We start from the raw sequence: 13,259 nt of genomic DNA, 5'->3' as shown, positions 1-13,259 counted from the left end.
GTGTCATTGGTCCTCACAACGATGGAAGGGTTACAGCCGGGAGCAGGCTGCCTAAGGCGTGTTCAAAGTGGAGGTGTCCCCGAGCGCGGCCTCGGCCCGCGTGACAATCGCGGCTAGCCGCGCGCGCTCGTCGGTGTCCAGGTCGGTCAACGGCGACCGGACAAGTCCTGCCGGGAATCCGGTGACGTCCATGCCTGCCTTGACGATGCTCACCGCGTAACCGGCGCGGCGGTCACGGATCGCTGTGTAGGGCAGCACGACCTCAGCGAGCAATCGACGGACCCGGGCTTTGTCGCCGCGCCGTGCCGCGGCGTAGAAGTCGAGCGCGAACTCGGGCAGAAAGTTGAAGATGGCTGAACTGTACGTGGTGACGCCCAGCTCCAGGTACGGCAGCGCGAACGTCTCAGCCGTCGGCAGCCCGCCAATGTAGACCAACCGGTCTCCGAGGAGTGCGTGGATGCGGGTCAGCGTCTCCACGTTCCCCACGCCGTCCTTGACGCCGATCAAGTTCGGACAGTCGGCTGCGAGAGCGGCCACGGTCTCCGGCTCGAAGACAGCATTGGCCCGACTGTAAATGACGACACCGAGCGAGGTGGCACCGCAAACCGCGCGGACGTGCTCGGCCAGACCTTCCTGAGAGGACTCCGTGAGGTAGGGCGGGAACAGTAGCAGCCCGTCCGCGCCATTGGCCTCGGCGTCGCGGGCCAGGGAAACCGCCTGCGCCGTGCCGTAGCCCGCCGGGGCCACGATGGGGGTTTCCGGAGTGGCGCTCTCTACAGCCGCCCGGACGACAGCGCCGATCTCGGCCGGCGTCAGCGAGAAGAACTCGCCCGTCCCGCCTGCGGCGAACAGGCCTGCGACGTCGTACTTGCCGAGTCGTACGATGTTGTCCCGATAAGCAGGCTCGTCGAAGGCGAGATCCTGCGTGAAATGGGTGACCGGGAACGACAGCAACCCAGAGCCGAGTCGCTCGGCCAGTTCGGTCGGGGTGAACACGGGCATCGGCGCTGAACTCCTTGTGCCGTGAGGGCGGGGGATTTGTGGACGTGTCGAGTCGACGTTAGGGAAGCGACCAAAACAAGTCCAACACAACTTTCGGATGTACCGATACAAAGAATGGATCGGACGCATCCGACGTGTGGTTTCCGGACGGTCCGGGTGAGCGGAACCGAGGTTTTCAGTGGCTCAAACGTACGATTTCCTGAAATTTCAGGTATCGCTTGTAAATTACGGAATAGCGAGTCGCCATGGCGTACCGGCTATTTTCAATCAGGGACCAGCGCGCTCAACGCCGCAGTGAGAGCGGGGTTCTCGTTGTCTCGTCGCCAAGCGATCGCCAGCTCGACTCGCCCCCAATCGGGGAGGCGGATCGCGCGGAACTCGACACCGGGATACCGCAGCTGCGCGGCGGCTTCCGGCACGAGCGCAACCCCGAGGTCGGCGTTGACGAGGGCCAGCATGGAGTGGATCTGTGCGAGGTAGTGGGGAAAACGAGGAAAAACCTCGGCATCATGAAAAATCCGGGTGAGTAGGTCGTGGAAGTACCTCGCCTCGGGTGGCCGGTACATGATCAGATCCCGGCCGTCGAGGTCGGCGGGTGTCAGCGATTCGCTGGCCTGAGCGAGAGCGTCACCGCAGGGCACGGCGGCGACCAGTGCTTCACTGTGGAGGATCCGTGACTCAATGTCATCGCGCCGGACCGGCGGGCGGATCATGGCGAAGTCCAGGGTCCCGTTCGAGACAGCGTCCAGCTGGGCACCGCTGACCATCTCCGTCAGCGAGATCTCGATCTCTGGCAGTCGTCGCTGAAACTGCCGTAGGACACGACCCAGGTTCCGGTAGGCGCTGGCTGCGGTGAACCCGATTGCCAGCCGGCCGATCTGGCCGGTGGACATCAACCGGGCGGTCTCCGCGGCGCGCTCGGCACCGCGGAGCAACTGCCGGGCTTCGTCCAGGAACGCGGCTCCTGCCCTGGTCAGCCGGATCGATCGGCGGGACCGGTCAACCAACGAAACTCCCAGTTCCTGCTCGAGCAGCCCGATCTGACGGCTCAACGGAGGTTGTGTCATCTGCAGCCGCTGGGCGGCGCGGCCGAAATGCAACTCCTCGGCGACGGCGACGAAACAGCGCAACTGCGCGAACGACATCATCCTCTGGCCTCCCGAACGTTGGTCTGGTGCGGTGACCGCGGGGCAAGGCGAAAAGTCGAAGTCTCCTGCGAGATGTGGGTGCGAGGGTCAGCCATGCGGCAGCATGTCGGATGGCTGAGCCACGCAGTTCACCCGCCGGACTGGTTGTAGTCCAACGCTGGATTGGTTTTGTGGCCCAAAGTTTCGGCCTTGGGACGTTCGTGTCCTTGCCGGAGCAGCATGGTCAGCCCGGCCCCGATCAGGAGCAGCGCGGCGACGGCCCAGAGGCCTGAGGAGGGGTTGCCGGTGGCGTTCTCGATGAGTCCCATGAGGTAGGGACCCACGAAGCCGCCGAGAATGCCACAGGAGTTGACGAACGCGAGACCGCCCGCGAGGGCCGCACCGGTGAGCCGGGAGGCGGGGAAGGTGAAGATCGTGGAGTTGACGCACCAGAAGGCGAATCCGGAGATGCACATGCCGATGAGACCGAACACCGGGCCGGTGACGAGTCCGAGGACGAAACCCGCCGCCATGACGATCAAGGCCGACGCGATGAGCAGCCGAGCACGGGACGCGGTCGTGGCCAGCCGTGGCAGCAACAGTGCCCCGATGCCGGAGGCGAGCCAGGGAAGCATGCTGAGCAAACCCGTCTGAATCGGACTCAGTGACTGGGCACTGCCGATGATGCTGGGCAGGAAGTAGGCCACGGCGTAGATCGCCACCTGGTGGCAGAAGTAGACCGCGATCGCGAGGAGGATCTGCCCGTCCCGCAGGATCCGCATGACGGGGTTATGACCCTTCCGGTCTTGTGCGACGTCGGCCTCGGCGTCCAGCCGAGCCTGGAGATCGCGCGCTTCCTCCTCGGTGACCCACGATGCGCTGTGCGGGGAGTTCGGCAATGCCCGGAGTACGACGAAGGCGAGCACGACCGCGGGAATGCCTTCGACGATGAACAGCCATTGCCAGCCGTGCAGGCCGCCGAGCCCGTCGAGGCTCAGCAGCACGCCGGCGAGCGGGGAGCCGACGATGTTGGCGATCGAGGCGCCGAGCAGGAAGTACCCGTTGGCCTTGGCTCGTTCGGCACGGGTGAACCAGTACGTGAAGTACAAGATCACGCCGGGAAAAAGCCCGGCCTCTGCCGCGCCGAGCAGCAACCGGAGGACGTAGAACGAGATCTCGCCCTGCACGAACGCGGTAGCGCTGGAGAGCAGGCCCCACGTGATCATGATTCGGGCGATCCACCATTTGGCGCCGACCTTGCGCATCAGCAGGTTGCTCGGTACCTCGAACAAGGCGTAGGTCAGGAAGAACAGACCGGCGCCCAGTCCGTATGCCGCGGCGGAGATCCCGAGATCGACTTCGAGGCGGTCCTTCGCGAAGCCGATGTTCGTCCGGTCCAGGAAGCTGATCACATACACCACGCACAGCAGCGGCACGATTCTGCGGAAGATTCTTTTCGAGAGCTCGCGACGCTGCTCGTCGGTTCGTTCTGTGGTGGTCAACTCTGTCACACCCTTCTCTCCGGCCCGTTGGGCTGCGGACCCGGTCGCGCGCCGTCGCGCGAGGTTCAACGAGCGAGCGGACTCTGACATGCTGCATGCAGCACGTCAAGCTTTGACATGCTGCATGCAGCATGTCAGGATCATCGACGTGTTCTCCTCAACCCTGACCGGTATGCCTGCTCCCGGACCGACCTCGCCGGGGACCTCGCGCGTTGGGCTGGTACAGCGCGGCAGCGTACTCGGCGATGTCGCCGCCAACATCGACTCGGCGCTCGCCGAGATCGTCAGCGCGGGGGAGCAGGGGGTCGACCTGCTCATCTTCCCCGAGTGCTACCTGCACGGTTACGTGTTCGACGACGAGGACGCCGTGCGGCGGGCCGCCCTGCCTCTCGACGACCCGGCGCTGCGCCCCCTCCGTCACGCCGTGAGCGAGACCGGGGTCCACGCCGTGCTCGGTCTCCTGGAGCGCGGGGCTGACGGGCAGGTCTACAACACGGCCCTGGCGTTCGCCCCCAACGGAGCACGTCACCACTACCGCAAGCAGCACATTCCGTTCATGGGAGCGGATCGATTCGTCGCACCGGGCAGCGACGGCGCCCCCCGGGTGTTCGACACGCCATTCGGCCGGGTCGGCATGATGATCTGCTTCGATCTGCGATTCCCGGAGTCTGCCCGCGAGCTCGCACTCGCAGGCGCGGACATCATCGTCATGCCGACAGCGTGGCCGGCGTCCGCGACGCTGTTGGCCGAGCTCGCCACGCGTGTGCGGGCCTGGGAGAACAGGGTCTTCCTCGCGATCGCGGACCGGCCGGACGAGGAAGCGGGCCTGCGCTTTCTGGGCCGGAGCCAGATCGTCGGCCCCGACGCCGACATCGTTCTCGACGCGGGTGACGAGGTGGGCACGTTCATCGCCGAGGTCCAGCTCGAACGAGCCCGCACCAAGAATCTCGTGTTCACCCCAGGGGAGTACGAGGTGAGCATCTTCGGCGCACGCCGGCCGGGTTCCTATTCCGCGATCACCGACCCCACGCTGCCCGCCGCGCCAAAGGAGAACCGCTGATGAGCCCGAGTTCTGCCGGATCGGCGATCGACCGGTCGCGCACCAGCTACGGCGACGAGGGCTTCAGCCGGTACCTGCGCCGCGCGTTCCTCGCCTCCGCCGGTTACGACGACGTCGACCTCGACCGGCCCATCATCGGGATCGCCGTCACCAGGTCCGACTACAACACCTGTCACCGCGACATGCCGGGTCTGCTCGAGGCGGTGCGGCGCGGCGTCCTCGAAGCCGGCGGCCTCCCCATGGAGTTCCCCACGATCTCGCTCGGGGAGATCCTGACGTCGCCGACGAGCATGCTGTACCGCAACCTCATGGCGATGGACACCGAGGAGATGATCCAGGCCCTGCCCATGGACGGCGCCGTTCTGCTCGGCGGATGCGACAAGACCGTGCCCGCGCAGCTCATGGCGGCCGCCTCGGCCGACAAGCCGGTGCTGCTCGAGGTGGTGGGTCCGATGCTGACCGGCAGTTGGCGCGGCCAGCGTCTGGGCGCCTGCACCGACTGCCGTCGCCTGTGGGGCGACCACCGTGGCGGAGTGCTCGACGAGACGGAGATCACCGAAGCACGGGGCGAGCTGGTGACGACAGCGGGCACCTGTGCCGTCATGGGTACGGCGTCCACGATGGCGTCACTCACCGAAGTGCTGGGCATGATGTTGCCGGGCGGCGCGACACCGCCGGCCAGCAGCGGTGCGCGGCTTCGGCACGGCGCGCTCACCGGGAGACGGATCGTGGAGATGGCCCGCGAAGGCCGCGGGCTACCGCGCGAGATACTGACGCGTCCTGCGTTCGAGAACGCGATCAAGGTCCTCGCGGCGCTGGGAGGTTCCACCAACGCCCTCGTGCACCTCCTCGCGGTCGCCCGCCGTGCCGGAGTCGACCTCGCCCTCGACGAGTTCGACACGGTCGCGGCCCACGTTCCACTCATCGTCGACCTCAAACCCTCCGGTCGGCTCTACATGGAAGATCTGCACCGTTCCGGAGGGATCCCGGCCGTGCTCAAGCAGCTGGCCCCTCATCTGGACCTCACAACCACCGGAGCGACTGGAACGGCTCTCGGCGAGTTGCTCGCGGACGTGCCCGAGCACCAGGAGTGGCAGACGGCGATCACGACACTCGAACGGCCCCTGAGCCGGCCCGGGGCGTTGGCCGTCCTCACGGGATCGCTCGCCCCCAACGGGGCCATCATCAAGACCTCGGCCGCGAGCCCGCACCTGCTGCGGCACACCGGCCCCGCTTTCGTGGTCGATGCGAGCCAGGACATCGCGGCCGTCCTCGACGATCCCGACAACGAGATCACCGAGGAACACGTTCTGGTGCTGCGTTATTCGGGTCCCGTCGCCGCGGGCTTCCCAGAGAGTGGCGCCCTGCCGATCCCGGCGAAGCTCGCCAGGCAGGGCGTACGCGACATGGTCCGGATCTCGGACGCGCGGATGAGCGGGACTTCCTACGGAACCGTGGTCCTCCACTGCGACCCCGAGGCCGCGGTCGGTGGCCCGCTGGCCGCCGTCGAGAACGGCGATCTCATTCGCCTCGACGTCCCCGCGCGCCGGGTCGACCTGCTGATCGACCAGGCCACTCTCGAGGAGCGGCTCACCAGGTACTCCAGGGCCGAGCCACCGGCCCGGGGGTGGCGACGGCTGTACGCGCAGACCGTCCTGCCGGCCAGCCAAGGCGCGGACCTGGACTTCCTGTGACAACGACTGCGGTTAGGCTTCTCCCCGTCCGCTACCGGTTCGCGAAGGGCTGCACTTGAGATCGATCGCCGATGACGTCTCACTCACCGAGCGCGTCTACGCCGAGCTGAGAGAGGCCATGCTCCGAGGCGAACTCGAGGCCGGCACCCTCCACTCGGTCGTCGAGATATCTCGCCAGCTCGGCGTGTCCCGCACACCGGTACGCGAGGCCCTCCTCCGATTCGCCTCCGAGGGCGTCGTCTCCTTCGAACGAAGCAAGGGCGTCCGCATCCTCGAGCCGTCCGTCACCGATGTCCGCGACCTCTTCGGGCTGCGCCTGTTACTCGAGGTCCCGTCCGCGGCGTTTGCCGCGTCGTCGGACAACAGCGAGCAACTCGACCGGATGCGGGAGGCGTTCACCGCCATGGAGGCGGCGTGCGTCGCGGGCGACGAGATGGCATTCCAGCAACACGACACGACGTTCCACGACGCGATACTCCGCGCCGCGGGTAACGCACAGGTCGCTGAGGCCGTCAGCCGCGCGCGGGGCCAGGCACACGTCCGGCGGCTCTCCACCACCAGAACGCGTCCCCTCACCGAGGTCCTCGCAGCACATCGGGAGATCCACGATGCCGTTCTCCAGCGCGACGAAACCCGTGCCTCCGCCGCGGTCGAGAGCCACCTCACTCACACCAGAGACATCCTCATCTCCCAGATCATCGACCGCTGACGGCCACCTCACCGGGAACCATCCCCTTCAGACGGCCTCTGCTTGCGAGTGTCAGATTTTCTCTGACAGACCCGCTGACGCCCATCCGAGCCAGCAAGAGCCTGGCGGCCTCAAGATCGGCCGCCCGATCCACCGGCGCCCCGTGATGCTCGGCGGTCATGCCAGATCACCGGCCAGCGGTGAGGCGTGGATTTCGGCAAACAACTTGTCGAGCACCGTCGGTGGGTGTACCAGCAGGATGCCGCGATCGCGGTAGGCGGCCAGGAGTACCCGGGTCGCCGGCGCCGAGGCCGCAATGCTGCCGTATCGGCGCGGGCAGCCGGAGATGCCCCTGGCGGGTCATGCCGAACCCGCCACGGGGATCGGAGCTGACGACGAGAACGCCGTGCGTGAAGCTGATGCCCAAGGGCGTCCCGGCCACCCAGCGCAGCGCGTCGAACACCGCACGGTCGGCGACCCGTCCACGGCCGCCAGCCCGTACACCGCCGTCCCGGCACGCCCGGTGGGCACCACAGGCAGCGGCAGTGGCTGGTTGGCGGCCGTCGCGGCCCGTCCGTCCTGGACCCGGCTGGCAGGGAAAGCGACCGGGTCGATGACACCGCCGGTCATGCCCACTACCCCTTGGGGGTGGCGCCTGGACCGACATGGTGCCAGTTCAGGGTGTTGGAGTGTGTTGAAGCACCAGTACGTCAGATGTAGCACGGATGCCACGAAACTGTGTCCGAGGGGGGACTTGAACCCCCACGCCCGTTAAGGGCACTAGCACCTCAAGCTAGCGCGTCTGCCATTCCGCCACTCGGACTTGCTGGGGAATAGAGTAGCCCAAGCCTCCTGGCCGCTGTACAGGGGGTCACCTCATGGCATCTGTGCCGGTCGGAGCGGTGGATGACGCGTCCGGCATTGCCTGGACCTGCACGACCGAGCTCCCGACGCTGCGCTCCGGAGTCGTGAACGGAGGGGCGCGTACCTGCCTGGTCAGGGCGCTGACTCAGGCCATCAGGGGAGAGGACGTCGATGGCCCGGTGACCTCGGCGACGCCGTACGAGGGTCGGTGCCGCCATGCTTGAGCAACTCGCCGAGGTCGCGCTCGACAGCGCCAGAACCCGACCGAAGGCGCGGTTCGCGACTGAGCAGGAGATCGACACGCTGCGTAGCCAGCTCGCGGGCGTCGAGGGCCGCTGGGCCTACTACCTGCAGCTGGCCGAGTCCACGGCTCAGCTGAAACCCGACGACCGTTCGCTGACCAGCCCGCGCCCAGCGGCCCCTCGCCGGCCTCGGCCGTGCGCGCGAGCGCCGGGATGTGGTTCGTCCCCGTCGGGTCCGGAGCGGACTCGTGCGCCTGCCGCCCCGAGCCGATCGGCGTAACGACGGCAGTTCGTCAGCACCTGCGCCCACACGCGGGAGGTGATCTTCGACTGCATTAGGGACGAGACGATCCCGGCTGTTTCCTCCCAGGTCGAACCGAACGTCCTTGGAAACGGGTCGCCGACACGGCCGTCAACGACCCGACCCTGACCCCGGCTGGACAAGTCAGCTCGGCGGGCCGATCGAGGCCGCGATCAGCCCTGGGTCGCGAGCAACCACGCCAGGTAGCCGCCGTACGTGGCGACGAAGACGCCTCCCTCGATGCGGTTGATACGGCTGCCCGACACGAACACCGGCACACAGGCCAGCGCCGCCGCGGCCATCAGCAGGAGGTCGCCTTCGAGCACCTCGTCGGGTACGGGGACGACATCCGGCGCCGCCAGGATCGTGATCCCGAGAATGATCGCGATGTTGTAGACGCTCGATCCGAGCAGGTTGCCCAGGGCGATGTCCCGATTCCCCCTGAGCGTCGAGAGGACCGTGGTCACCAGCTCGGGAGCAGACGTACCGATGGCGATGATCGTCAACCCGATGACCGCGTCGCTCACTCCGAGAGCCCTGGCGGCGTCCACCGCGCCGTCCACGAGCAGCGAGGCGCCGACCACGATGACCGCGATTCCCACGACCAGGTTCACCACGTTCCGCCACAGTGGCGCTTTCCCGGGACCGGCATCCTCCGGGACGGACGCTGCGGCGTCCTCCGCTTGCCCGCTGCCGGCCGGCTGACGACTGGTACGGAGGATGGCCAGGGTGTAGCCGATTCCGAAGAGCACCAGGACCACGCCGTCCAGCATGCCCAGCGTGCCGTCGAGCGCGATGACCAGTAGCAACAACGAGGCCGCTGTCATCAGCGGAAGATCGAGCCGCAACGTCCGCTTCTCGAACGCGATCGGACTGATCAACGCGCTCAGGCCGAGAATCAGCAGCAGATTCACGAGGTTCGTGCCCACGATGTTGCCGACCGCCAGACCGGCGTTGCCCTGCCGCGCGGCGTCGACGCCGATGGCCAGTTCCGGCATGCTCGTGCCGAGCGAGACGACGGTGACGCCGACGACGATCGGCGTGACTCCCAGTCGCAACGCCAAACCGGTACCGCCCCGGACCACCAGCTCGGCGCCGCCCAGAAGGCCCACGAGACCGACGACGATCAGCACCGCGCTCGACACTCAGACCACCCGCATCAGCGCGGTCCCCAGAGGCGCTCCGCGACCCGCTGAGCCGGCTCAGAACGCATACCGGAACACTGCCGCGACCGGCCCTCCCTCGGGCACGTCATCGGCGCGTACGGCCAGCACGCGGCCGCCGGCCAGCAGCACGCGCCTGGCGATCTCGTCGACGACGCCGTAGTTGGAGGCGTCATCCTCCTCGGCGAGTGTCACGGCGCCGGACTCTTCGTGGAGGTATCCGGGCATCTTCACGTCGATGTCGGCGACCAGTGTGTCGACGATGCCGTAGGTCGCGGCGCGCGCGACGGTCGCGAGGTCCGTGGCCGCCCGGCCGTGCTTGAAGCGCAGCTCGAAGTGGTCGCGAACCTGCGCGAGTTCCTGCGCGTAAATCTCGTCGAGGACCGTCCGCGCCGCGGCCGCGAGCTCGGCATCGGTGCTCCCCTCCGGGCTGCCGGTGATCCCCGCGTCGGCCAGATGTGGGTAGCTGTTCAGCGAGCGGTAGATCGCGTTCAGGGGTTCGGCGGCGGCGAGGATCAGCGGTAGCTCGAGGCCGGTGAGCACGCCACGCAAAGCCTGGTCGACCTTGCGCGCGTACTGGCGCAGCCTGACCTTGTGGCCTTCCGAGCCCTGGAGGCGACGGATCGGGGACCGGTCAGTGATGGACGCTTTGCCCACGGCGCTCGCCGCATCCGTGGGCAGGCCTGGAACGTCGATGGTGAAGGGCGGTCCATCGCGCGTGACCTCGACCAGGCGCACCGATCCTGCCGCGAGCGCGAGGACGAACGCGGCCTGTGGAAAGGTGACGGCTCGCAGCAGCGGTTTCACGAAGAAGCGGTCGCTGACCTCCACGGAGCTCGTCAATCGGTTCGGCAACCGGTACATCTTTATGCTGCCGGGTGAAGCGAACACCGCCAGACTGCGCGCCTGCTCGGCCCAGAAGTCGTCGTCCTCGACGAGATCGTCGAGGGCCTCGCGGACATCGGCGGCGGCACCGCGGTCCGTCCCCGCCTCCTCGAGCTGCCGTGCGGCCTCGGCGGCCAGGTTCTTCAGCTCGATCCGGCCCGCCTGCGCTTGCTGGGTGAGCGAGCTCGTCGGAAGGTACACCGAGACGCTGGCCTGATCCCGCGCCGCGATCAGCCGCTCGAGCTGGTCACGTGTCGGAATATCGGTGTGGAGCGTCACCAACCTACTGTCTCACGGTCCCGCGGGTGCGCGAAACCGTTTACCAGGCTTGGTCCTTGGCAATTCCCGGTCGGCGCTGCATATGTCTGTACAAATTCCGGATCACGAAGCGGTGTCCGGCAATCCTTTCCGGCCTTTCCGGTTCACCTGATCCGACTAATGGTTCCGATTGGCATGGCCCCCTCCGCGCATTGTTTAGCTGTCTGGTTGTTGGCGATGCTTGCCGGTGAGTCCGATGATTGGGCTACGGCTCCCTTCGGCGTGGAGGCTGTTGGTGGGCGCGGCTGTGTTCTCCCTGCCGAGACGATTCGCGCAGGAGACCGGAGTCCTGGGCGCACTCATCGCCTGGGTGGTCGCCGGTGCGGGCATGTTGATGCTCGCCTTGGTATTCCAGCGCCTGGCGATTCGCAAACCGAACCTCGATGCCGGTTTCTATGCCTACGCGAAGGCCGGTTTCGGGGAGTGCACCGGGTTTTTCTCCGCGGCCGGATACTGGGCGAGTGCCTGCGTCGGCAATGTCACCTACTGGGTGCTGATCATGTCGACGCTCGGCCAGTGGATTCCGGCTCTGGGGGCGGGGGACACGCTGTTGGCGGTTGCGTGCTCGTCGGTGGGGCTGTGGCTGTTCTTCCTGCTGGTGCGGCGCGGCATCAAAGAGGCGACGGCGATCAACCGCGTCGTCACGGTCGACAAGGTCATCCCCATCATCGTTTTCGTGCTGCTGGCGCTGTTCGTCTTGGACCCACAGGTGTTCGCGGAGAGCTTCCGAGGTGCGGACTACGTGGGAACGTTGTTCGAACAGGTGCGCGGCACGATGCTGGTGACCGTTTTCGTGTTCCTGGGGGTCGAGGGGGCGAGCGTTTACTCCCGGCACGCCCGCCGCCGTGAGGACGTGGGCCGTGCGACGATCCTCGGCTTCGGGAGCGTGCTCGCCGTCTTCGCGTCGGTGACGATCGTGTCCTACCGCAACACCCTCACCAACGCAGCCTTGCGCAAGGCCGGGATCGAAGTGATCACGATCGTCGGCGCCGAGCTCGGCCGGGGTAGGGAAGGCGGGCACTGCATGACCTGCCCGATCGCCCGCGACCCGATCGACTAGTACTGCAACGGCAGTTAGGTGAGTGGGTGGCCGCGGCGTTTGTAGTGGCTGAGCCGGGCTTGGTGTTGTCGTCGGCGGCGCCAGCGGGACCAGGCCCAGACGTGGTGAGCGGTGTCGGTGACACGCAAGACCAACTTGGTGAGCAGGCGCCGGATCTCCGGTAGCGTGAACCCGATCATGCCCGGCTCAGCGACGTCAGCTCCCCTTTTGTGGCGAGGGATCGGGAGACGGCGAGCCAGGCGTGGGCGAGCATCGACAGGGTGATGTGGGCATACCACGCTCGCCAGGACCGGACCTGATATTGATCGAGTCCAGCTTCGTTCTTGGCTTGCTGGAAGCACTCCTCGATCCGCCAGCGAGCTCCGGCGATCCAGGCCAGATCCAGCAGGGTGGAGCGGCGGGGTCCGTAGCAGACGTAGTAGGCGATCTCGGTCGGGTCCGAGAGCGAGCGGCGGGCGAGCAGCCAGTGCCCGCGCCCGGCCTGCCAGCCGATCCGGATCGGCACCCGCGCCCAGTCATACTCTCGTGGCCCGTGTGCCCCGGCCCCGACCGACAACCGCCGCCACGCCCGAGCGGGCAACTCCGCGATCAGCTCATCGGCTCGGGCCTCGCCACCGCCGGTGGTGACCAGGGTGTCGTTGACCTTGGTGGCCAGCACGTGCGCGGCATCGTGGGCTTCCAGCCACAACCGCAGGTACTTGACCTGCCCATACGCCTCATCAGCAGTGATCCACGCGAACGGCACCTTCGCGGCGAACGCCCGCGCCAGCATCGCCATGGCTTGACGCGGCTTGGTCTCGAACTCGGTGCCCTCCGGGATCGCTGCCCGCCGGCACCGGTCCTGGTCGGCGATCCACGGCTCGGGCAGATACAGCTCCCGGTCGATCAGCGCATGCCCACGAGACGAGGCATAGGCAAGAAACGTGCCGATCTGGCAGTTCTCGATCCGACCGGCTGTTCCCGAGTACTGCCGCTGCACCCCGGCCGAGCGCGTGCCCTTCTTCAGGAACCCGGTGTCGTCCACGATCAGCACGCCACCGGGCTCGCCGAGGTGCTCGATGACATAGTCGCGAACGTCGTCCCGGACCCCGTCGATGTCCCAGTCCGCCCAGCGCAGCAGCCGCTGCATCCCATCCGGGGACACCTCCCCGGCCTGCTCGGCCAGCGTCCAGCCGTTCTTCCGCTCCAACCCTGCGACCAGGCCCGATACGTACTCCCTAGCCCGATTCCGCGGTTCAGACCGTCCGAACCGGCCCGCGATCCGCTCGTGCACCCGGTCCAGCTGATCCATCACCACATCGACCACCACCGGGATGATCTACCACAACACCGCCAACTGCCGTTGCAGTACTA

11 protein-coding genes and 1 tRNA gene are annotated in these 13,259 nt (G+C 67.1%); 5 read left to right on the top strand and 7 right to left on the bottom strand.

Annotated elements, in window-relative coordinates:
- Positions 1–51 precede the first annotated feature (51 nt).
- From kdgD to BA062_RS35860, 3 genes are all read right to left on the bottom strand, one after another.
- Entirely contained in the window at positions 52–1,002 is a 951-nt protein-coding gene (kdgD, locus tag BA062_RS35870) for a 5-dehydro-4-deoxyglucarate dehydratase (RefSeq protein WP_110343601.1), read from the bottom strand.
- A gap of 263 nt (positions 1,003–1,265) precedes the next feature.
- Positions 1,266–2,150: a LysR family transcriptional regulator gene (locus tag BA062_RS35865; protein WP_110343600.1), complete on the bottom strand. Its 885-nt coding sequence runs from the start codon at positions 2,148–2,150 to the stop codon at positions 1,266–1,268.
- Between the two features lie 128 nt (positions 2,151–2,278).
- Positions 2,279–3,640, bottom strand: coding sequence for an MFS transporter (locus tag BA062_RS35860; RefSeq protein WP_210407102.1), 1,362 nt, complete (start codon positions 3,638–3,640; stop codon positions 2,279–2,281).
- A gap of 163 nt (positions 3,641–3,803) precedes the next feature.
- Here BA062_RS35860 and BA062_RS35855 point away from each other — a divergent pair, with 163 nt between their 5' ends.
- Genes BA062_RS35855 through BA062_RS35845 form a run of 3 tightly spaced genes read left to right on the top strand, consistent with a single transcriptional unit; the run spans position 3,804 to position 7,094 of the window.
- On the top strand, positions 3,804–4,691 hold the full coding sequence (locus BA062_RS35855; protein WP_110343598.1) for a carbon-nitrogen hydrolase family protein: 888 nt from the start codon (positions 3,804–3,806) through the stop codon (positions 4,689–4,691).
- Positions 4,691–6,385 (top strand): dihydroxy-acid dehydratase, encoded by a 1,695-nt coding sequence (locus BA062_RS35850; protein WP_110343597.1) that lies wholly within the window; start codon positions 4,691–4,693, stop codon positions 6,383–6,385. The genes BA062_RS35855 and BA062_RS35850 overlap by 1 nt, the downstream gene beginning before the upstream one ends.
- Before the next feature lie 55 nt (positions 6,386–6,440).
- Positions 6,441–7,094: a GntR family transcriptional regulator gene (locus BA062_RS35845; RefSeq protein ID WP_110343596.1), complete on the top strand. Its 654-nt coding sequence runs from the start codon at positions 6,441–6,443 to the stop codon at positions 7,092–7,094.
- 718 nt (positions 7,095–7,812) lie between these two features.
- On the opposite strand, the gene BA062_RS35835 is transcribed toward BA062_RS35845, so the two are convergent.
- Positions 7,813–7,896: transfer RNA gene (locus BA062_RS35835), tRNA-Leu, on the bottom strand.
- A gap of 257 nt (positions 7,897–8,153) precedes the next feature.
- On the opposite strand from BA062_RS35835, the gene BA062_RS39610 reads away from it, so the two are divergent.
- Complete coding sequence (locus BA062_RS39610; protein WP_146240129.1) at positions 8,154–8,459, top strand: hypothetical protein; 306 nt, start codon at positions 8,154–8,156, stop codon at positions 8,457–8,459.
- Positions 8,460–8,653: 194 nt separating this feature from the next.
- On the opposite strand, the gene BA062_RS35830 is transcribed toward BA062_RS39610, so the two are convergent.
- Together BA062_RS35830 and BA062_RS35825 are read right to left on the bottom strand one after the other, a co-directional pair.
- Positions 8,654–9,625: a calcium/sodium antiporter gene (locus BA062_RS35830; protein ID WP_110343595.1), complete on the bottom strand. Its 972-nt coding sequence runs from the start codon at positions 9,623–9,625 to the stop codon at positions 8,654–8,656.
- Between the two features lie 57 nt (positions 9,626–9,682).
- Positions 9,683–10,807 (bottom strand): baeRF11 domain-containing protein, encoded by a 1,125-nt coding sequence (locus BA062_RS35825; protein WP_245960177.1) that lies wholly within the window; start codon positions 10,805–10,807, stop codon positions 9,683–9,685.
- A gap of 274 nt (positions 10,808–11,081) precedes the next feature.
- Between BA062_RS35825 and BA062_RS35820 the strand changes: the two genes are divergently transcribed.
- Positions 11,082–11,906 carry an amino acid permease gene (locus BA062_RS35820; protein ID WP_342768978.1) on the top strand — a complete coding sequence of 275 codons (825 nt, stop codon included), beginning with the start codon at positions 11,082–11,084 and terminating at the stop codon, positions 11,904–11,906.
- Between the two features lie 175 nt (positions 11,907–12,081).
- Here the strand turns inward: BA062_RS35820 and BA062_RS35815 are convergent, their stop codons facing one another.
- Positions 12,082–13,215 (bottom strand): IS701 family transposase, encoded by a 1,134-nt coding sequence (locus BA062_RS35815; protein WP_110337431.1) that lies wholly within the window; start codon positions 13,213–13,215, stop codon positions 12,082–12,084.
- Positions 13,216–13,259 lie beyond the last annotated feature (44 nt).

This window comes from Prauserella flavalba (genome assembly GCF_003202235.1).
GTDB classification, from domain to species: Bacteria; Actinomycetota; Actinomycetes; order Mycobacteriales; family Pseudonocardiaceae; genus Prauserella_A; species Prauserella_A flavalba.
Note: the sequence above shows the minus strand (reverse complement) of the source record. Positions and strands in the feature narration are given on the sequence as shown.